Origin of the sequence: Neorhizobium sp. NPDC001467 (genome assembly GCF_050275975.1) — a bacterium.
Classification (GTDB): domain Bacteria; phylum Pseudomonadota; class Alphaproteobacteria; order Rhizobiales; family Rhizobiaceae; genus Neorhizobium.
In genome coordinates this window covers 293,972-313,055 of record NZ_JBNNPS010000002.1, presented here as the reverse complement: position 1 = coordinate 313,055, position 19,084 = coordinate 293,972, and the positions used below count along the sequence as shown (strand labels likewise).

Annotated in this window: 19 protein-coding genes and 1 pseudogene; 10 read left to right on the top strand and 10 right to left on the bottom strand. The window is 61.4% G+C overall.

The features are described 5' to 3' along the window. Nucleotides 1-138: 138 nt before the first annotated feature. Entirely contained in the window at nucleotides 139-1,299 is a 1,161-nt protein-coding gene (locus ACQKKX_RS06355) for an amidohydrolase (protein ID WP_427569647.1), read from the bottom strand. Between the two features lie 168 nt (nucleotides 1,300-1,467). On the opposite strand from ACQKKX_RS06355, the gene ACQKKX_RS06350 reads away from it, so the two are divergent. From ACQKKX_RS06350 to ACQKKX_RS06340, 3 genes are all read left to right on the top strand, one after another. Then, entirely contained in the window at nucleotides 1,468-3,003 is a 1,536-nt protein-coding gene (locus ACQKKX_RS06350) for a S10 family peptidase (protein WP_427569646.1), read from the top strand. 363 nt (nucleotides 3,004-3,366) lie between these two features. Next, nucleotides 3,367-4,425, top strand: coding sequence for an Ldh family oxidoreductase (locus ACQKKX_RS06345; RefSeq protein WP_427569644.1), 1,059 nt, complete (start codon nucleotides 3,367-3,369; stop codon nucleotides 4,423-4,425). Nucleotides 4,426-4,566: 141 nt separating this feature from the next. Beyond that, nucleotides 4,567-5,088 carry a 2'-5' RNA ligase family protein gene (locus tag ACQKKX_RS06340; RefSeq protein WP_427569643.1) on the top strand — a complete coding sequence of 174 codons (522 nt, stop codon included), beginning with the start codon at nucleotides 4,567-4,569 and terminating at the stop codon, nucleotides 5,086-5,088. A gap of 46 nt (nucleotides 5,089-5,134) precedes the next feature. On the opposite strand, the gene ACQKKX_RS06335 is transcribed toward ACQKKX_RS06340, so the two are convergent. After that, nucleotides 5,135-5,899 carry an EAL domain-containing protein gene (locus ACQKKX_RS06335; RefSeq protein ID WP_427569642.1) on the bottom strand — a complete coding sequence of 255 codons (765 nt, stop codon included), beginning with the start codon at nucleotides 5,897-5,899 and terminating at the stop codon, nucleotides 5,135-5,137. Nucleotides 5,900-6,145: 246 nt separating this feature from the next. Here ACQKKX_RS06335 and ACQKKX_RS06330 point away from each other — a divergent pair, with 246 nt between their 5' ends. Then, a complete protein-coding gene (locus tag ACQKKX_RS06330; protein WP_427569640.1) occupies nucleotides 6,146-6,613 on the top strand; it encodes a pyridoxamine 5'-phosphate oxidase family protein in 468 nt (155 codons plus the stop codon). Then, complete coding sequence (locus ACQKKX_RS06325; RefSeq protein WP_427569638.1) at nucleotides 6,610-6,951, top strand: DUF3140 domain-containing protein; 342 nt, start codon at nucleotides 6,610-6,612, stop codon at nucleotides 6,949-6,951. Before ACQKKX_RS06330 ends, ACQKKX_RS06325 begins: the two co-directional genes overlap by 4 nt. 296 nt (nucleotides 6,952-7,247) lie before the next feature. Here ACQKKX_RS06325 and xth read toward each other — a convergent pair whose 3' ends face one another. Together xth and ACQKKX_RS06315 are read right to left on the bottom strand one after the other, a co-directional pair. After that, nucleotides 7,248-8,051: an exodeoxyribonuclease III gene (xth, locus tag ACQKKX_RS06320; protein ID WP_427569637.1), complete on the bottom strand. Its 804-nt coding sequence runs from the start codon at nucleotides 8,049-8,051 to the stop codon at nucleotides 7,248-7,250. A gap of 2 nt (nucleotides 8,052-8,053) precedes the next feature. Continuing rightward, entirely contained in the window at nucleotides 8,054-8,215 is a 162-nt protein-coding gene (locus ACQKKX_RS06315) for a hypothetical protein (protein WP_427570133.1), read from the bottom strand. Between ACQKKX_RS06315 and ACQKKX_RS06310 the strand changes: the two genes are divergently transcribed. Next, nucleotides 8,193-8,618, top strand: coding sequence for a hypothetical protein (locus tag ACQKKX_RS06310; RefSeq protein ID WP_427569636.1), 426 nt, complete (start codon nucleotides 8,193-8,195; stop codon nucleotides 8,616-8,618). The two genes, ACQKKX_RS06315 and ACQKKX_RS06310, sit on opposite strands and share 23 nt — an antisense overlap. 95 nt (nucleotides 8,619-8,713) lie before the next feature. Here the strand turns inward: ACQKKX_RS06310 and ACQKKX_RS06305 are convergent, their stop codons facing one another. Next, nucleotides 8,714-9,877 carry a zinc-dependent alcohol dehydrogenase gene (locus ACQKKX_RS06305; protein WP_427569634.1) on the bottom strand — a complete coding sequence of 388 codons (1,164 nt, stop codon included), beginning with the start codon at nucleotides 9,875-9,877 and terminating at the stop codon, nucleotides 8,714-8,716. A gap of 69 nt (nucleotides 9,878-9,946) precedes the next feature. After that, complete coding sequence (locus ACQKKX_RS06300; RefSeq protein WP_427569633.1) at nucleotides 9,947-10,090, bottom strand: hypothetical protein; 144 nt, start codon at nucleotides 10,088-10,090, stop codon at nucleotides 9,947-9,949. 229 nt (nucleotides 10,091-10,319) lie between these two features. On the opposite strand from ACQKKX_RS06300, the gene ACQKKX_RS06295 reads away from it, so the two are divergent. Together ACQKKX_RS06295 and ACQKKX_RS06290 are read left to right on the top strand one after the other, a co-directional pair. Next, nucleotides 10,320-11,177, top strand: coding sequence for a manganese catalase family protein (locus ACQKKX_RS06295; protein ID WP_427569632.1), 858 nt, complete (start codon nucleotides 10,320-10,322; stop codon nucleotides 11,175-11,177). Nucleotides 11,178-11,465: 288 nt separating this feature from the next. Further along, on the top strand, nucleotides 11,466-14,645 hold the full coding sequence (locus ACQKKX_RS06290; protein WP_427569631.1) for a DEAD/DEAH box helicase: 3,180 nt from the start codon (nucleotides 11,466-11,468) through the stop codon (nucleotides 14,643-14,645). A gap of 47 nt (nucleotides 14,646-14,692) precedes the next feature. Here the strand turns inward: ACQKKX_RS06290 and ACQKKX_RS06285 are convergent, their stop codons facing one another. Both ACQKKX_RS06285 and ACQKKX_RS06280 read right to left on the bottom strand, forming a co-directional pair. After that, a complete protein-coding gene (locus ACQKKX_RS06285) occupies nucleotides 14,693-14,830 on the bottom strand; it encodes a hypothetical protein (protein ID WP_427569630.1) in 138 nt (45 codons plus the stop codon). A 78-nt stretch (nucleotides 14,831-14,908) separates the two neighbouring features. Next, nucleotides 14,909-15,304, bottom strand: a complete 396-nt coding sequence (locus ACQKKX_RS06280) for a PRC-barrel domain-containing protein (protein WP_427569628.1) — start codon at nucleotides 15,302-15,304, stop codon at nucleotides 14,909-14,911. 215 nt (nucleotides 15,305-15,519) lie between these two features. On the opposite strand from ACQKKX_RS06280, the gene ACQKKX_RS06275 reads away from it, so the two are divergent. Both ACQKKX_RS06275 and ACQKKX_RS06270 read left to right on the top strand, forming a co-directional pair. Continuing rightward, a complete protein-coding gene (locus ACQKKX_RS06275; protein ID WP_427569626.1) occupies nucleotides 15,520-16,026 on the top strand; it encodes a ferritin-like domain-containing protein in 507 nt (168 codons plus the stop codon). A gap of 76 nt (nucleotides 16,027-16,102) precedes the next feature. Continuing rightward, nucleotides 16,103-16,622, top strand: a pseudogene (locus tag ACQKKX_RS06270) (catalase HPII); the annotation flags it as partial. Between the two features lie 95 nt (nucleotides 16,623-16,717). On the opposite strand, the gene ACQKKX_RS06265 reads toward ACQKKX_RS06270, so the two are convergent. Together ACQKKX_RS06265 and kdpA are read right to left on the bottom strand one after the other, a co-directional pair. Next, entirely contained in the window at nucleotides 16,718-17,278 is a 561-nt protein-coding gene (locus ACQKKX_RS06265; RefSeq protein WP_427569624.1) for a potassium-transporting ATPase subunit C, read from the bottom strand. Nucleotides 17,279-17,290: 12 nt separating this feature from the next. Next, entirely contained in the window at nucleotides 17,291-18,991 is a 1,701-nt protein-coding gene (gene kdpA / locus ACQKKX_RS06260; protein WP_427569622.1) for a potassium-transporting ATPase subunit KdpA, read from the bottom strand. Nucleotides 18,992-19,084: the final 93 nt, after the last annotated feature.

Here is a 19,084-nt window from a genome sequence, read left to right as displayed (position 1 = left end):
CCGGCAACGCGGCCGCCATTCGTCGCCGTGTGCAAATGCTGTTTCAACAGGCATAGATGGCTTGCCGCCGATAGGAAAGCGAGACGGTTGGCGCGGCAAAGATATAGGAATTTCATATATGCCGCGTCCGCCTGTCGCTCACCCGAGCAGGGTGCGAATGGTGCGAAGGAAGATACGCGAGCCAATATCGATCAGTTCGTCGGGAAAATCGTAATCCGGGTTGTGCAGGCGGGGATGGTTTTCGCCGGCGCCGAGGAAGAACATCGCCGATTGCGAAACATGACCGAACAGACCAAAATCTTCCGAGCCTTTCATCGGCAGGAAGCCGTCACCATCGTCACGGGCAATGCCTTCCGCGTCAATGGCTGCCTTAAGATGGGTGACGGCGGTTTCATCGTTTTCGCAATGGCGAAAAACGTCATGATAGGTGATGGCAAGGTCCAGACCGGCCGACCGGGCAATGCTCCGCGCCCGGTCTTCGGCCTCATGAACCAGTGCCGCCATGCGATCATCTTGCAGGGTGCGCAAGGTCGCCCAGATCTCCGCGTGGCCAGGCGCGATGCCGAAGGCGGGTTCGCCGATACGGGCATGGGTCAGCGTTACCAGCGAAAAGTCCGGACCGACATGGCTGCCGCGGTCATCGGTCAGGCTCGGCAGTTCGGCAATCAGCCTTGCCGCGGCCGGCGCCGGCGAAAGCCCGTCTTCCGGGCTGGACGCATGTGCCGTCTTGCCGGTGAGTTCGATGCGCATGCCGCGCGAGGCGCAGTTGACAGGACCGGCGATGAGCGCAACATAACCGAGGGGAAGGCCGGGCATATTGTGCAGCGAAAACGAGAAATCCGGTTTCAGTGCCGCGAATTTCTGGTCGGCGATAACGGCGGCGGCCCCAGCGCCGTTTTCCTCGGCAGGCTGGAACATGAGCACGACACGGCCCTTTTGCGGGCGTTGGCGGCCCAGCGCGCGCGCAACCGCGGCAAGCGTTGTCATATGGCCGTCGTGGCCACACAGATGACCTTTGCCATCGATTTCCGATGCATACGGCAGGTCGGTCAGTTCCTTGATCGGCAGCGCATCGAGCTCGCAGCGCAAGAGAACGGTCGGACCGGCATCCCGCCCGACGTAGACGGCGGCGACACCATGACCGCCGATACCCGTGACGATCTCGTCCGGTCCGGTCAGCGACAGCGCCTCGACGATCGTTTCGGCAGTTTCGACTTCCTCGCCAGATAGTTCGGGCCGGCGGTGGAGGCGATGGCGAAACTCCCGTAGATCCTCGAATTTCGCTTGCGTCAGGTCCATTTTCCCGCGTCCCTTTTCGATCCCTTGTGACGAGTATACCGCGATCTTGCCGTGTTCAATGTGCTTTTTGGGGAAGCCGGCTGCGGCGCGATCAAGCCAAGTTGAGTTTTCCTCGCGTGTCAGCGACCTACATTGTGCGGCATCGAGACAAAATGCTGGAGAATACCCGTGCCCATTACGCCTGTCCCCGGTCTGGCCGCCTGCGCCTTTGCCGCGCTCCTCGCCCTTGCCTCGCCGGCGTGGTCGCAGATGCAGTCTCCCGAACCGGATACCAAAACCGGAGGGCAAGAAGAACGGTCATCGGCCGGTATTTTCGGCCTGATCCCGGCCGACAAGACAACCGACCATGCACTGAAACTGGAAGGCGGCGATCTGCCATACACCGCCACTGCCGGCACGCTGGACATGCTCGGTCAGGATGGTACCCGCACCGCAAAGATCTACTATACCGCTTACGTGGCAAAGGACCGAAAGCCCGGTCGGCCGTTGACCTTTGCCTTCAATGGCGGACCGGGTGCGGCGTCAGCCTATCTGCATATGGGCCTCGTCGGGCCGAAAGTGCTCGAGTTCGGGGTGACGGGCGACAACGGAACGACGCCCATGCTCAAGGACAATCCTGACAGCTGGCTCGCCTTTACCGATCTGGTGCTGATCGACCCCGTCGGTACCGGCTGGAGCCGGGCGGCAAGCGACGAGGCGGCCGGCAATTTCTACAAGGTACGTCAGGATGCCGAAAGCCTGGCCAAGGCCATCGCGCTCTATGTCCAGCGCAACGATCGGCTGGAGGCGCCAAAATATCTGCTGGGCGAAAGCTACGGTGGTTTCCGTGCGGCAAAGGTGGCCGCGGCGTTGAAGGACAGTCAGAGCATGCTGGTCTCCGGCATCGTGATGCTCTCGCCGCTGCTGGAGGGGCGTTTTCTCGGCAATGCTTCCGATCCGCTGACGGCCGCACTGCAATTGCCTTCGCTTGCAGCCGCAGAAATGGAACGGCGCGGCACATTCACCCCAGCCGGCATGAACGAGGCGGAACGGTTTGCCATGGGCCCGTATCTGACCTCGCTTGCCGGCCCGGCCCCGGACGACAAGGCAGGCGACGGGCTTTACAGCAGGCTGGCCGGCATGACTGGCCTGCCAAAGGATGCGATCGCCCGCAGCCGCGGGTTTTTGGGCGACATCTATGCCAAGCACATGGCCGGCAGAGGCAGGGTGGTGAGCCCCTATGACGCCGCCTATGCCGTGCCGGACGCCTACCCGGAAGCGCCCTACGGCCAGAACGACGATCCGATTCTCGACGGCTATACGCGCGCCTACGGTTCGGCATTCGCGGCCTATGCCCGCAACACGCTCGGGTTCAGCACCGAGATGACCTATACGCTGCTCAACACCGAGGTGAACCGGCGCTGGGAATGGAATGGCAATCGTGGCGGCGATGCACGCGCGCTTGCCAGCGTATCTGACGATCTGCGTGATCTCTTCTCCGTCATCCCGACCTTCCGGCTGATGATCGCGCATGGCTATAGCGATGCCCTGACACCCTACGGCGTGAGCAGATATGTGATCGATCACATGCCGCCGGATCTGGTTGGCGACCGCGCGTCGCTCAAGGTGTATCGCGGCGGCCACATGTTCTACACACAGCTGCCCTCGCGCCAGGCAATGGCGGCCGACGCCCGCGCTTTCTACACGCCGCAAGCGTCGGAATGACTGTCGGCAAACGGTCTCTCGCCTTGGTGACGGCAGCAGGATATGTCATCAGCGCGCGCGAACTTGGGGCGGCCGCACATGGCCGCCCGCAAAAGCGACCGCCTGAACAGGAGTCCGATCCGGCCTGTGCGGATCTCGGCGCGATCGTTGGCATTCCCGAACCGGCATCAACCGCCGCTCGCCGGTTCGATCGCGAGCCACGGTGACCATGCCTGATCGTTGGAAGACGGTTGAAAGCGCGGCGGTTGACGTTATCCTCGGCGACCGAGAAACAGCACGCCCATACTATTGGATGCCAAGCGGACCAGACCGTGACCAAGTGCGCATCCGACAGTTAGCAGCCGCCAGTCACGAGAAAAACCCATGACCGACACCGCCGCCGCGATCCATCTTTCCTATATCGAACTCGTTGCGCTGCTGGAGCGGATCTTCGTCCGTCACCGCGTCTCGCAGGAAAACGCGGCCATTCTTGCGCAAAACTGCGCGGGCTGCGAACGCGACGGTGCGCTCAGCCACGGCATCTTTCGCATGGCAGGCTATGTATCCTCGCTTGAAAGCGGCTGGGTTGACGGCAAGGCCATCCCGCAGGTCGAGGATGTCGGCCCAGCCTTCGTTCGCGTGGATGCGAAAGGCGGCTTTGCGCAGCCGGCGCTTTCCGCGGCGCGGCCGTTGCTGATCGAGAAAATCAAAGAAAACGGCGTTGCCGTGCTCGCCATCCGTCGCTCCCATCATTTCAGCGCCTTATGGCCGGATGTCGAACCCTTTGCAGAGGCGGGCTATGTGGCCCTGAGCGTCGTCAACAGCATGGCTTGCGTCGTCCCGCATGGGGGCCGAAAGGCGGTCTTCGGGACCAACCCGATGGCCTTTGCTTCCCCGCGCGCGGGCGCTGCCCCCTTCGTCTTCGATCAGGCATCCTCGGCGATCGCGCATGGTGACGTGCAGATTGCCGCACGGGCCGGCCACGAACTGCGGCCCGGCACGGGTGTCGATCGTGACGGTCAGGCGACCACCGACCCGCGCCATGTTCTCGCGGGCGGCGCGCTTTTGCCTTTTGGCGGGCACAAGGGCAATTCGATTGCGCTGATGGTGGAAATCCTGAGCGCGGCGCTCACCGGCGGCTATTTTTCCGGCGAGTTCGACTGGAGCGGTCATAAGGGTGCGCAGACGCCGTTCACCGGTCAGTTTTTCATCGTCATCGATCCGACCCGCGGCGGCAACGCGGTCTTTGCCGAACGTGTGGCCGGGATATGCGATCTGGTACTGGATGCGGGCCAGGAACGGTTGCCGGGCGACCGCCGGCATGCGACACGCGCGCAAAACGAGAAGACCGGCATCCCGCTTTCGGCACAGGATCACGCGAAGCTGCTGGCTCTTGCGGGGGACGAAGATTTCGCGCTCGACCCCGTGTCACACCCTCGATGAACCCATCCGGCGGGATGCGATGACGCCTGGTCCGAGACGCTGGCCAGCTGCGTTGAGCTCGCCAAGGAACATCCCCGAGGATCCGCGGTTGCCCCCTTTCGAAGCTTACGCCTGACGAAGACCGCAAGGACAGCATCCCTCGTGAAGACCGACCAGCCCCTCATTCTGACAGCCTCGATAAGCGATGACGACCTCGAACCATTCGACAGGCTGCGCCGCGAGCATTTCCCGCCGGCACGCAATTTCCTCAAGGCCCATGTGACGATGTTCCATCGGCTCGCGGGCGAACGTCTCGACGAAATCGTCCACGCGCTCGAGGAGGAGGCCGCCGAAAGTTCGGCAATGACGGTAAGGCTCAGCGGCATCCGTCATCTCGGCGCCGGCGTTGCGTTCGCGATCGACAGCGCAGAACTGGAAGACATGCATGCGCGGCTCAAATCACGTTTCCGGCCGTTTCTGGGCGGCCAGGACATGCAGAAGTGGCGGCCGCATATCACCGTCCAGAACAAGGTGACGCGTCAGCAGGCGGATGATCTGTATCAAAGCCTGTCGGACGGCTTTACTCCGACCACGATCGCTGTGGCAGGCATCGACCTGTGGCGGTATCTCGGTGGACCGTGGCAGCACGAAAGATCGACGCCGTTCGAGCGCCCCGCGAGGTAAGCCGAGCATCCGAAACTGCCGTGGACGACCGGGCAAGGGCGGCGAGCTATGCCGCCTGCCCGGTCCGGTGATAAGGTTGCGGACGCGTCATGGCCTCGAAACTGGGCTTTGCCAGATGATAGCCCTGAACCAGCACAACCCCGAGATCCTCAAGAACCGCCAGTTCCTGCGCCGTTTCGACACCCTCGCAAAGCGGCGTCACGCCAAGCTCGTCCAACATGCGCAGCGTGTGTTTGACGATCGTGCGCTTGACCGGATCGACATCGATATGGCGGATAAGGTCCATATCCAGCTTGACCAGATCCGGCTGAAACTTGGCGAGAAGACCGAGGCCGGCATGCCCGGCACCGAAATCGTCGATCGCCGTCTTGAAGCCGATCTCGCGATAGGTTTCGAGAATCCTGAGGACGTGCCGGGTATCGAGCTGTTCGTTTTCAGTGAACTCGAAAATGATCCGGTCGAGCGGCAGACCGACCCGTTCGGCAGTCGCCAGGGTCAAGCGGATGCAGGCTCTCGGCTCGTAAACCGCGTTCGGCATGAAATTGATCGACAGCTTCGCCTCGTCCTCCGGCGTTAACAGCGCGGCTGCCAGTTCGATCGCCTTGACGCGGCATTGCTGGTCGAAGGCATAGCGATTGAGAGGGTCGACCCTTTCCAGGACGGCGCCGGCGCCTTCCCCGTTCACACCCCGAACAAGGGCTTCATGCGCGAAGACCGTATTGTCACGTAGATTGACGATAGGCTGAAAGGCCATCGAAAACGGCAGATCGAACGGCTCCCCGCGCCGACAGCCTTCACAACCAGTACCCATGTTGCCCTCCAAGCTTTTCGCCAGCATGAGAAGGCGGAGCTAACAGACGATGAACGGAGCCGACAAAAAATCACATACCCGCCGACCGTCCACTATCGTACAGACGGGCTTTAGTATTGTGGAGGGATGAATGCGACATCTGATCCTGGCATACGCCACGCTCAAACATCCAGTGGGTGGACCATGAAGTTGGAACCTAGCGCGCTTCAGGCTGTTGTCGAACCATAGCGCCTTCAGGAGAGACCAATGACCACGATGACGATGGAAGAGCTGTCGAAGAAGCTCGCCAAGATAGACTTCTGCATGTTCGACACCCTGGGCGGACCCCAGGGTCTTAAGAGCCGTCCCATGAGCAATAACGGCGATGTCGAATATGACGGCGACAGCTGGTTTTTCTCCTACGAAGACACGCGGAAAGTCAAAGAGATCGATCAAGACAACCGGGTCGGCTTGACTTTCACCGCCCCACCCAGCATTCTCGGCAAGCCCGGCATCTTCATCGCGATCGAAGGCGAAGCAAGCCTGATCCGCGACAAGGCGCAGTTCGAGAAACACTGGGTCAAGGATCTCGATCGGTGGTTCCCGCAGGGCATCGATACGCCCGGCATCCTGCTGATCAAGGTTTCCGCAAAAGCGATCGAATATTGGGATGGCGAGGAAAACAGCCGTATCGACGTTTCGTCCACCAGCGCCGTTGCACGGGGTGCCGTATGACCGCACTCGATCGGGAAAAGGTTTGGGACGAGTTCCGCCAAGCCGTGAACATGACGCCATCGGCGCTGGAAAAGTGGCTGGAGACGGATGACAGCAAGGCCGCCGGCTGGTCCGGCGATGGCGGCGGTGAGACCGTCGGGCATCATTCCGGCCGGCGGATTGTCGAGATCAAGCACAAATCCCAGTCGGATCTGACCGACGACGATTACAGTCACATGAGAAAAGTCGTGGGATATGTCCATCGGCATCTGGCGCAGGGCGGTCCGAAAAATGACGTAGAGCACTCGACCTGGCGGCATTCTCTCATGAACTGGGGACATGACCCCCTGAAAGACTGACCGAACGGCACGCCACAGGCCTGACTGTAAAGACGTCGTCCGCGTTCGCCGGCATTGCCCACTCGCAACGCGGACGTCTGACGTGCGGTCTTCAGCGTAACGCGCCGGGCCAATCGTTTGCCGGCTCGTCGGCAGGCGTCTGAGGGCGCGTGCTGGATGGGACTGGATCGGGCGCGGCGTTACCACGTCGTCCAATCAATGTGGAGAGCTCTGTCAGAACCTCTGCCTGCCCCGCGCCCGATTGAACAGCCCGATCGATCAGGCCGTTCAGCCCGACAGCGATATCTTTGCGCCAATTATCCATTTCCTTTCCTCCTCCTTGACGGCTTGTCCGAGAGTTCGATCCATACCGGCGCATGATCGCTCGTGTGATCCCATCCACGCACATGGCTGTCGACATCGCCACGCTTCAGCCGGGCAGCGACGCCGGGGCTCAAAAGAAAGTGGTCTATCCTCAGCCCCGCATTGCGGGCGTAGGCATTGCGCATGTAATCCCAGAACGTGTAGATGCGCTCCTGCGGGTGAAGAGATCGCAGCGCATCCGTCCATCCTTGCTGCAACAGCCGCTGATAGGCATCCCTGACCTCGACCCGAAACAGCGCGTCGTCCACCCAGCGCTCCGGCTTGTAGACGTCCAGTTCGCTCGGCATGACGTTGAAATCGCCGGCCAGAATGACGGGCACGTCCAGTTCCAGAAGTTCCTCGGCATAGGCGATCAACCGCTCGAACCAGCGCAGCTTGTAATCGAATTTCGGTCCCGGACAGGGATTGCCGTTCGGAAGGTACAGGCAACCGACGACCATACCTTCCACTACCGCTTCGATATACCGGCTGGCAGGATCGTCGCTCTCATCGGGAAGCCCGCGCCGGCTTTCCAGCGGGTCGCTGCCCCTGGCCAGGATGGCGACACCGTTCCACGATTTCTGGCCGTGCCAGATCGCGCCGTAGCCAGCCGCTTCCACGGCCCTCCACGGGAACCGGTCGTCGGACGCTTTCAGCTCCTGCAGACAAACGATCTGCGGAGCAGCCTCCTCCAGCCAGCGGATCAGAACGTCCAGCCGCCCGTTTACGCCGTTGACATTATAGGTGGCGATCCGCACGTCTATTTCTTGTGATCGCCCTTGTCGCCCTCGCCGGGCTTCGCCACGTTTTTGGCGTCATGCCGCTTGTCGGCGGACAGAGACCTGCCGACATCGACCGACTCCTTGAACCTGCCTTCCGCGTCGCGGCGCACATAGCGCTTGTCGCTGCCGGTATCGATCAACTCTCGCTTTGACATCCGATCCTCCTATCTGTTCCTGGTAAAACGCGCCACCGCGCAAAAGGTTACAATGTCGAGAAAGCCACGATCGCATCCCACTACACCCGACGGCCGCTATTTCGTTGTGCGCGGCAAGCTCTGGCGGCTGAGCAACCCGGAGCTGGACGAAGCGACAAGAACCGACCTCGTTGCAGAACTCATGTCGGCCCGGCGCGCGGTCCGGGACGCCAAGGGTGATGCCGACGCAATGAAAAAGGCAAGGCGGCGCGTCGACGATGCCAAGACAAAGCTCGGTGAGCGCGGTCCGGTCTGGTGGGATGACGGCGCACCCGATTTCAATCGCCACATGGCGAAAAATACGCCCTATGCCGGCTGGTTCAGCGCTTTGCTAGATCGCGATTTATAACCGGCGACTGCCGTGTGGCACGTCTATTACTCTAAGCGGGCTCAAGGGGGGACCCGGCATGGCGATAGGCGTCTGCCATGCCGGCGCCAGTGCTGTCAGCCGTTCGGGTAGATGACCACCTTAACGCAACCATCCGCCTTGTCCCGGAAGGTCCTGTAGGCTTCCGGGCCATCCTCCAGCCCGATACGATGGGTGATGAGGAAGGAGGGATCGATCTTTCCTTCGACGATCAGGTCCATCAGCGGCTGAAGATAGCGCTGAACATGGGTCTGCCCGGTTTTAAGCGTCAACGCCTTTCCGACAAATGCCCCGAACGGTGCAGGCACCATCGGCCCGATAAAGACGCCGGGGAGCGAAACCGTACCGCCCGGCCGGCAAGCCAGAATGGCCTGGCTGAGCGCATAGGGCCGCTCGGTCGCGGAAAGCTTGCTTTGCATCGTCTCCATCAGCCCTCCCGCACCGTGGCTTTCCATGCCGACGGCCTCGATGACGGCGTCCGGCCCAAGACCGCCGGTCATATCGACAATCTTCTGCTGTAGTTCGTCATCGGCATAGTCAAGCGTCTCGGCGCCTGCCTGGCGTGCGAGCGCGAGCCGTTCCGGCACGGTATCGATGGCGATCACCCGTTCGGCGCCGAGCAGGAAGGCGGATTTTATCGCGAAGAGACCGACGGGGCCGCAGCCGAAGACAGCGACGGTCTGGCCCGGCTTGATATCGCAGTTTTCGGCGGCCATGTAGCCTGTCGGAAAGATGTCCGAGAGAAAGAGAACCTGCTCGTCGGTCAGTCCGTCTGGCACCTTGATCGGTCCGACATCCGCGAAGGGAACGCGCAAATATTGCGCCTGGCCGCCGGGAAAGCGGCCATACATTTCCGAATATCCGAACAGTCCGGCGGTCGGGTAGCCGATCTGCTTGGCCTGCATCGCGCCATTCGGATTGGAGTTTTCGCACAGCGAGAATTGTCCCCAGCGGCACTGGCGGCATTCACCGCAGGAGATGGTGAACGGAACGACGACGCGATCTCCGACCTTCAGCTTGGTCACCGCGCGCCCGACCTCGACCACCTCGCCCATGGTTTCGTGGCCGAGGACGTCGCCATGGTGCATGCCGGGGACGAACCCGCCATAAAGATGCAGATCGGAGCCGCAGATGGCGCAGCTCGTGACCTTGATGATCGCATCGCGATCGTCCTGAATTCTCGGATCATCGACTTCTTCGCAGCGAATGTCGCCGCTGCCGTGCCACGTCAACGCTTTCATGCTTATCCTCCTTGGAAGCAGCGACCGCCCGATCGCGGTTATGATTTTCGGTGATGCGATCGCTACGCTTCAGATTTCATCCTTTGGCAGCTTGCCGTCGGCATCCTTCAAGCCCTGTTCGGCCTTCTTCTTCAGTTCCTCGCGATCGCGATCCGCTTTCTCGCCGTCGCTGCGCGCCGCATCGCCTTCGGGGCTGGGTGTTGTCTTGTTCATGGTCGTCTCCTTGTCCGTTTGCCGCTTGCGCTTGCAAAGCCCAAGTCAGCCCAACGCGCGGGAGGCGAGGACGATCCATTGTGGGACAGGTTCGTCTGGTGGCGTCCGTTACCGTACCTGAAGTAGTTTCAGGGAACTTTGTGAGTGCGCCTCGGTTTCAGGGTCGGACGAGGTTGAGGCCCGTCCACCAATCACCTCTAATCTTCTCAAGCATTTGGAGAACACTCGAATGTTCAGCTTCGACAAACGCCTGCAGTATCCCGTCAAGGTCAGTTCACCCGACCCGATCTTCGCCCGCATGCTGCAGCAGGCGATCGGCGGCGTGGAGGGTGAAATCCGCGTCTGCATGCAATACTTCTTCCAGGCCTGGGGTGCCCGCGGCCCGACGACTAAATATCGCGACATGCTGCTGCACACGGCAACGGAAGAAATGGGCCACATCGAGATGCTGGCCACCGCGGTTGCTCTCAATCTCGAAAAAGCGCCTGCAAGCCTTGCGGAAGCCGGCGCGGCCGACGGCATTGTCGGCGCGGTGATGGGCGGTGAGAACCCGCGCCATGTGATCGAGGGCATGCTGCATCGACACATCCTCTCGACCGGCATGGCTGCCTTCCCAGCCAATGCGGAGGGCGTGCCCTTCGACATGTCGCATATCTATGCCAGCGGAAACCTCGCCGCCGACATGTATTGCAATGTCGCAGCCGAAAGTACCGGTCGCGTTCTTGCCACGCGGCTCTATAACGCGGCCCATGACGACGGCATGAAGGACATGCTGCATTTCATGATCGCCCGCGACACGATGCACCAGCAGCAATGGCTGGCAGTGATCGAGGAACTTGGCGGCACCGCAGGCGCTCTGCCGATCCCCAACAGCTTCCCGCAGGAAAAGGAAGACCAGAACCACAACTACGACTTCTTCGCGACGGCATCGGATGGCTCGGTTCCCCCTCCGGCGCGCTGGAACGAAGGGCCGTCCATCGACGGCAAGGGACAGTTCACGATCTTCCCGAACGAGCCCCTTGGTGAGGAGCCTGTTCTCGGTCCGGCCCGACCGGATAGCGGGGCGCAGAAAGAACAGATCGCCTGACCGATCAGCGGCCTGCGGAGGACGACGCATCGTCCTCCGCAGGCCGATTGCCGAGAAGACGGTCTCGGCTTCAGTGAGGCGCCACGACATTCGCGCAATCATCGCTCAGTGCGGATGGAACACGTGGAGGCATGCGGCGTTTTCGCAGCCTGGTAAATGCAGAGATTGGCGGTTGAAGTGCGTGTCAGTGAGTCCAGGGCAGAGAAATCCCCACCGCCAACATCGCCCGTCGAACCGGCCCGGCCTGTCAGGTTCCCCGCAGGCTTCGTCGCGACCCGGCTTGCCGCCTTGCTCCGTCAGTCTGAACACCCGCTCTGCTTCATTGCGTCGAGCGAAGGTGCGGCTGAAAAGATCGCGGAGGCCACCGGGGCCCTTTTTCCGGATATCGACATCCTGGTCCTGCCGCCTTGGGATTGCCTGCCCTACGATCGGGTAGCGCCGACGCGCCACTGCATGGGTCTGAGGATGGATGCGCTGCGGCTTTGGAACAGCCCGAGCGAGGCGCCGCGACTGCTGGTGACATCGCTCGACGCGATGCTTCAACGGGTTCCGCCGATCGCTGTCATTACCGAAAGCCGCCTCGACCTTGCTGTCGGCGCGCCCTTCGATCGCGACGCCTTTTTCGCCTTTGCTGCAAGGACAGGCTATGTGCAGGAAGCCGTGGCTGACGATCCGGGTGAAATGGCTGCGCGCGAAGGCGTGATCGATATCTACCCGGGCGGCGCTCCTGGGCCGATGCGGATCGTGCTCTCCGAGAAAGGCAGGGTCCTTGAACTGCGGGGTTTCGACCGGCTGACGCAACGCACGGAGAGCTATCTCGATAGCGTCACTATCGGCCCAGCGTCGGAAGCGATCCTCACCGAAAGCCCGACGAGCGATCAGGCCGTGCCACTGGACACGATGGAGCGCCTGTTGTTGCGCCTTTACGACGACATGCCCTCGGCTTTCGAGTGCCTGGGCGAGGCCGACCTGGTTCTTGCGCCCGGGACTGCCGATAGGGTCGAGCGCAGTCTGGAAATCATCGAGGATGCGCGCAGGGCCCGAGAGGATTTCGGCGATGCGAAGGCGACGACGTCACGTTCATTCTACCTCGATCGCGACGAATGGGACCGATATGCCGGCAAGTTCGCAGGCGACAGGCTTGACCTGACCGAGGGGGGCGACGTTCCAACGGATCCCTCGGATGCCAACGGACGCCGTGCGCTTCTCAACTTCATCGAAGAGCGAAACAGGGAAGGCCTGAAGATTCTCCTGTGTGGAACAGGCAGGCCGGCCGAGACCCTTGCCAGGCGGCTGGCGAAGATTACCGGGCTAGCGCCTGTCGCCATTGACGACTGGCGTGCAGCCCTAAAAGCCGCGCCCGGCACCCTGATGACATCGGCTTGCCAGCTGGCACAGGATTTTTACGACGCTCGGGCCAATATCGTGGTCATCGCCGTTACCGGCGATACCGGCATGGTCCGCGATCCCGGCGCATTTCTGAGTGAGCCGGAGCTGCGGATCGGCGATGTCGTCGTGCATGAAGATCACGGCATCGGGGTCCTCAAGGATTTGGAGGGCATTGCCGTGGAAGGGGTCGATCGCGATGCCGCGCGGCTGCAATATCGCGATGGGTCTTCCATTCTCGTGCCGATGGAAGAGTTTGGCAAGCTGTGGCGCTACGGCTCCGAACCCGAGGCAGTCACGCTCGACCGCCTCCACACCGACGCCTGGCAGAAGAAGCAGGACAAGATAGCGGGGGACATTCAATCGACCGCACGTCATCTCCTGAAAGTTGCCAAACGGAGGCAGACCTCGCAAGCGCCGACTTTCGTGCCGCCGCGCGCCGAATTCCTTGCCTTCATGCGCGGTTTTCCGTTTGCCGAGACGCCCGATCAGGCCGAGGCCATCAGGGCCGTGATGTCAGACCTTGCATCGGGGCGGCCGATGAACCGCCTGATTTGCGGCGATGTCGGCTTCGGCAAAACCGAGATCGCTTTGCGCGCCGCGGCGGCAGTCGCTCTGGCGGGCGGCCAGGTTGCCGTCATCGCCCCGACGACCGTTCTGGCGCGTCAGCACTTTGCCAGTTTTCAGCGGCGTTTTGCAAAAACCGGTATTGCCGTGGGCATGCTGTCGCGCCTGCTCAAGCCGCGTGAGGCAACGCAGGTCAAGATGGCACTGGCGAAGGGCGAGATCGGTGTCATCATTGCGACACAGGCGATCCTTGCAAAGGATGTCCGCTTTGCCGAGCTTGCGCTTCTGATCGTCGATGAAGAGCACCGTTTCGGGCTTAAGGAGAAAAGGGCGATGACTGCGCTCGCCCCGTCGCTCCACACACTTGTCATGTCGGCCACGCCGATCCCGAGAACCCTGCAGTCGGCCATGGTCGGCGTTCAGGATGTCAGTCTGCTGACCACGCCACCCTATAAGCGCCGGCCGGTACGAACCTCGCTGGCCGCATTCGACAATGCGTCCATGCGGACGGGACTGATGCGTGAATTTCGCCGTTCCGGGCAGAGTTTCGTTGTGGTGCCGCGCATCGAGGACATAGAAGCCGTCGAGGCTATTCTAAGCAAGATCGTTCCCGAACTCTCGGTCAAGGTCGCGCATGGCAAGATGCCGGCAGCTGCGATCGATAGCGCGATCGTGGGTTTTGCGGAAGGCGATGGTGACGTGCTGCTTGCCACCAACATCATCGAAAACGGCATCGACGTGCCGCGCGCCAACACCATTTTTGTGTGGCATGCCGAGCGGTTCGGCTTGGCACAGCTGCACCAGCTGCGCGGCCGGGTGGGACGAGCAGGCGCGCAGGGCATGGCCTATCTGCTGACCGAACCAGGAGCCGACCTGGCCGAGGAGACACGTCTGCGGCTCGAAAGCATCGTCGAAAACGATCGACTGGGCGCCGGGCTCAGCCTCAGCCTTCGCGATCTCGATCTGCGCGGCGGCGGCGACATTGCCGGCGAGGATCAGGCAGGGCATATGAAAGCGATCGGTGTTGGTCTCTATCAGAAGCTGCTGGCGGGTGCCGTTGCGAAGCTGCGCCGGCAACCATCGGCAACCGCAAGGCGCGCCGTGCTCAACCTCGGTCTTTCGGCGATAATCCCATCGGACTATGTGCCGGACGCCGCAGTCAGGCTCAATCTCTACGCCAAGCTCCTGCGGGCATCGACAAGAGGCGAGATGGACGATCTCGAGGAGGAATTCGAGGACAGGTTCGGCGAGCCGCCGCGTGAAGTGCTGTTGTTATTGCGGGCAACACGATTGCAGATCGCCGCGGGCCAGTTGGGCATTTCAAAACTCGAAGCCGGGCCAAAGGCGCTGGCCTTGACGCTCTCCGACATCACACCGGCAAAGCATGTCTCGGCATGGACAAAAAAGGCTAATGGGGCGCGGCGAGACGAGCGACTGATATTCGAGACCGCGGGCGAGACCAGCGAGGACTACCTGAAGTTCTTCGAGAGGATCGTTAGGCTTCGAGCCGGATGAAATTTCCATCTAGCTGATGGTCGGATGCCTTTCGAGAAGTTACGCGCTCAGCACCGCGGCACTTTGGGTATGCCGATCTCCACATCGTCATTGCAGGTTTTGACGACGATACGGACAAAGTCGTCGTCCCGTTTCAGATCGCCACCGACGATCAGAATGCCTGTATCGGGAATGGTCGCCGCCATGGCAAGACGTGCGTTGACAGCCCAAAAACGAGAAGAGGCCCCGCAGGGCGGAGCCTCAATCCCTTGATACGATGGCGATCACATCCGGGTCGGCGGGACGCCATAGTAATCATCGACACGGCGATCGTCTGCACGATACCAGGTGTCGTCGTCCAGATCAGCATAGCGCGGAGCGCCTGTGATCTGGTCCTTGGTCAGATCGATCCGGTAGCCATCCAGCCCTTCGTCATAGGCCAGTTTGTTCCACGGCAGCGGATAATAGTCATCACCGATGCCAAGGAAGCCACCGAAGCTTAGGACGGCGTAAGCCACTCGACCGGCGCGCTTTTCCAAAAGGATGCGCTGGATCGAGCCGATACGCTTTCCGTCGGCACCGTAGACCTTTGTGCCTTCGACCTTGTCGCTCGCGATCAACGAGTGGGTGTCCTTGACGTAAGGATCCTGACCGGTGGTGCGGTTTTCCTGATTCAGCATGTCTGCCTCCTCTTCGTTGGTTTCAGGTACGCTGGAAGAACCCATGCTGAATGGTTTTGTTCCAAAATTATCGTTGCCGGAAATGGATGTCAGTCCCGATGGTTCGTCCGTTAGCGTACCCACATACCTTATCGCCTGTTTGGCGATGCCGCGGAGGAACAAAGCCCAGGCGTGGGGAATTGTGAGTGACAACCATAAATTGGAGAACACCACCCATGGCAGCGACAAAAACGCTCGACGATCTGTTCCTGGACACACTCAAGGACATCTACTTCGCCGAAAAGCAAATCCTCAAGGCGCTTGCGAAAATGGCGCGCGCAGCCCAGTCCGAAGAAGGCAAGGCCGGCTTCCTTCAGCATCGCGACGAGACACAGGGGCAGATCGAACGCCTTGAGCAGATCTTCGAGCTTCTCGGCAAGCCCGCCCGCGGCAAGACCTGCGAAGCCATTCAGGGCATCATCGCCGAGGGCGAGGAGATCATCGAGGAATTCAAGGATTCGCCCGCGCTCGATGCAGGTCTGATTTCCTCGGCCCAGGCAGTCGAACATTACGAGATCGCCCGTTACGGGACGCTGGTCGAGTGGGCCAAGCAGCTCGGCATGACAGAGGCCGTTTCTCTCCTCGAGGCTAATTTGAAGGAAGAGGAAGCGACGGACCAGAAGCTCACGCAGCTTGCCAAGGCTTCGGCCAACGACAAGGCGAAGACGAAGAAGTCCGCTTGATCTTCAGGCGTGAGGAAAAAGGCCGCTGACGAAAGCGGCCTTTTTTCGCGTTTTTGCCGCTTGAGGAGAGTATGGACGGATGGTCTCCCACCCTCTCAATATCGACGAGACGCCGGCGGCCACCGTGGCGCAGAAGCTCGGTATCCAGACCATGCCGGAGCCGGCCGATGCCGCCGTCCCGACCCGCCACGATCTGGAACCTTCGCCCGCACTCGGCATCGTCAAGCGCGGCCCCCAGGCGTTTTGAAGGCCGCAAGCTCGGAATGCTCGTGACTTACGGAGTCGATGCCAAACTGCTGGACAAAAGGAAAGCGGCGATCGGTGAGGAAAAGGGCGTGATCGAACTGGTCGCATCCAAGGTGGTGGTGTTGCCGCGTCCGACGGAAGTCTAATCGTAGCGCATCACATGATCGATAGTGGTCCCTCGTCCTGTTTGACGCGATCGCCCCCAGAGAGCCGGGATTGCCGATGCTTTGGACGAGGACGCGCTTTGCCTGTCGGACAAGAGCGGCATCTCGGCCTTCGTCGCCGAGCTTCGGGTCTGGGGCCGCGAGCCTTCCGTCGAGCTCGACAAGGCCTCCGTGCCGCGCGTATGATCGTATCCGGCGCGGCACATAGCGGCGCCCGCCTGATCGATCCGGCCGAAAACGATGCCGGCAGCGATAGAATCGCCGCTGGCATTTCTGCTATCTTAACGAACCTGGATGCCGTCCAGAGCAAGGTTCATTTCCAGAACATTGACCAACCGGTCCGGCGTGAAGACGCCACCCGGCGAGAACAGGCTCCGGTCGATAACCTGCTCGACCTCTTCTGCCGCAATGCCGCGGGCAGCGGCAATCCTCGCCACCTGATAGCGCGCGGCACGCCCGGTTATATGCGGGTCGAGACCGGCACCGGATGCGGCCGCCAGTTCGGCAGGCAACGGGTTCTGCCCCGTTGCGCCATAGGCAGCGACGGCCTGCGATGCGCGCGCGGTAAGGTCCTTGCTGGTGGGCGATTTGTTGGAGCCGCCGGCGCCCGCGCCGTTGTAATTTACCGCTGACGGACGCGGCCAGAAATACTGCGGTCGGGTGAAGGCCTGCGCAACCTGTCGGCTGCCAACGATCGTGCCGTCTGCCTTTGTGATGATCGAGGCCTCTGCCGTGTCGGGCGTCACCGCCTGACCTAGGGCCCAGACCGCTGCGGAGTAACCGCCGACGCAGATTGCCATGGTGGCAACAGTGATGCGCAGGCTGGAAAGGAGGGTTTGCATGACTGGAACCTCTTACTTCATGAACATAACGTGTTCGGCAATCGGGCCGAGGGCGGCGGCGGGGAAAAAAGTTAGGGCGCCGACGATGACGACCGTGACCGTCAACATGCTGGCGAAGGTTCCATCCTCCACCGACAGCGTACCGCTCGTTTCCGTGGCGCGGCGCTTTGCCGAGAGCGAACCGATGATGGCAAGCGGCAGGATGATCGGGATGAAGCGGGCAAGCAGCATGACGATGCCGGTTGCGATATTCCACGGCGTCGTTGCATCGCCCAGCCCCTCGAAACCGGACCCATTGTTTGCGGCGGCTGACGAGAATTCATAAAGGATCTCGCTGAAACCGTGCGGGCCGATATTGTTCAGCGTATCGACACCCCAGGGCGTGACCGCCAAGATCGCCGTTCCGACAAGGATGAGGAAGCCATGCGAAAGAAGCCCCATCATGGCGAACTTCACCTCCTTCGCCTCGACACGCCAGCCGAGATATTCCGGCGTGCGACCGATCATCATCCCGGCGATGAAGACGCCGACGATGATGTAGAGAAACATGTTGACCATGCCGACGCCGACGCCGCCGAAATCCTCGTTCAGCCACATGCCAACCATCGGCATCATGCCGGAAAGCGGGTTGAGGCTGTCATGCATGGCATTGACCGAGCCGTTGCTGGTCGAGGTGGTCACCACGGCCCATAGCGGACCGGCGGATGCGCCGAAACGAAGTTCCTTGCCTTCCAGATTGCCGACATCCTGCGTGATCGGCAGCGAAGCGAATGCCGAAGTCGGGACAGCCTCGAAGCCGACGGTTGCGGCGATGCGCGCACCCATCAGGATCAGCATGACAGCAAACAGCACGCCGGCATGTCTGAGGCGACCGATGATATGGCCGAACATCCAGACGCAGGCCATCGGGATGATGATAATGGCGACGGTTTCGACGGCGTTCGACCAGAAGCTCGGATTTTCCAGCGGGTGCGTGGAGTTTGGACCGAAAAATCCGCCGCCATTGGTGCCGACCTGCTTGATCGCCACGAAGGCCGCGACCGGACCGCGGGCAATCGTCTGCTGCACGCCTTCCAGCGTGGTGGCAACGACGGAGCCGTTGAAGGTCATCGGTACGCCGGTCAGCAGCAACAGGATGGCGAAGATGAAGGCGACCGGCAGGAGGACAAGGAAGGTTGCCCGCTGCACGTCGACGAAGAAATTGCCAAGCCTGCGGCCGGCTAGGCCTCGCGCGATGGCTGTCAGCACGGCCAGACCGATGGCGGCCGAGACGAATTGTAGCCACATCAGGCCGGCGAGCTGCGTCAGGTAGCTGAGCGACACTTCGCCGGAATAATGCTGCAGATTGGTGTTTGTGGTGAAGGAGGCAGCCGTGTTGAAAATCAGACTGGGGTCGAGCGCCTGCTTGGCATCGGGATTGAGCGGCAGATATTGCTGCAACGCCAGGACCGCAAACACCACGACAAACATCACGACGTTGAAGCCGAGAAGCGATAGCGCATAGCGCTTCCAGTTCTGGTCCTCGTGGGAAAGCCTGCCGCCAATGGCCTGAAAAAGGACGGTCGGGCGGTTCGGTCCGACGTGGCTGCCAACCTGCTCCCCGGCCCGGCCTTTGTCGGGATCCATGGCCCAGGTCATGTAGCGGCCGAGAGGCCAGGACAGTAGCGCGGTGCCGGCCAGGACGGCGAAGATGAAGAGAGTTGCCTGTGTCATTTCAAGGTCTCCGGCCTCACGCGCGATCGAGCGCGGAGACGAGGGCAAACAGCAGTGCGAAGACGGCCAGCCCGAGAATGAGATAAAAGAGGA

Bases quoted from the DNA above. Each gene is read 5' to 3' on its own strand.
- ACQKKX_RS06265 (WP_427569624.1), bottom strand. From the start codon at position 17,278: ATGCAAACCCTCCTTTCCAGCCTGCGCATCACTGTTGCCACCATGGCA.
- ACQKKX_RS06330 (WP_427569640.1), top strand. From the start codon at position 6,146: ATGACCACGATGACGATGGAAGAGCTGTCGAAGAAGCTCGCCAAGATA.
- ACQKKX_RS06335 (WP_427569642.1), bottom strand. From the start codon at position 5,899: ATGGGTACTGGTTGTGAAGGCTGTCGGCGCGGGGAGCCGTTCGATCTG.
- ACQKKX_RS06355 (WP_427569647.1), bottom strand. From the start codon at position 1,299: ATGGACCTGACGCAAGCGAAATTCGAGGATCTACGGGAGTTTCGCCAT.
- ACQKKX_RS06305 (WP_427569634.1), bottom strand. From the start codon at position 9,877: ATGAAAGCGTTGACGTGGCACGGCAGCGGCGACATTCGCTGCGAAGAA.
- kdpA (WP_427569622.1), bottom strand. From the start codon at position 18,991: ATGACACAGGCAACTCTCTTCATCTTCGCCGTCCTGGCCGGCACCGCG.
- ACQKKX_RS06285 (WP_427569630.1), bottom strand. From the start codon at position 14,830: ATGGCGGCGACCATTCCCGATACAGGCATTCTGATCGTCGGTGGCGAT.
- ACQKKX_RS06275 (WP_427569626.1), top strand. From the start codon at position 15,520: ATGGCAGCGACAAAAACGCTCGACGATCTGTTCCTGGACACACTCAAG.
- ACQKKX_RS06325 (WP_427569638.1), top strand. From the start codon at position 6,610: ATGACCGCACTCGATCGGGAAAAGGTTTGGGACGAGTTCCGCCAAGCC.
- ACQKKX_RS06295 (WP_427569632.1), top strand. From the start codon at position 10,320: ATGTTCAGCTTCGACAAACGCCTGCAGTATCCCGTCAAGGTCAGTTCA.
- ACQKKX_RS06280 (WP_427569628.1), bottom strand. From the start codon at position 15,304: ATGCTGAATCAGGAAAACCGCACCACCGGTCAGGATCCTTACGTCAAG.
- ACQKKX_RS06300 (WP_427569633.1), bottom strand. From the start codon at position 10,090: ATGAACAAGACAACACCCAGCCCCGAAGGCGATGCGGCGCGCAGCGAC.
- ACQKKX_RS06345 (WP_427569644.1), top strand. From the start codon at position 3,367: ATGACCGACACCGCCGCCGCGATCCATCTTTCCTATATCGAACTCGTT.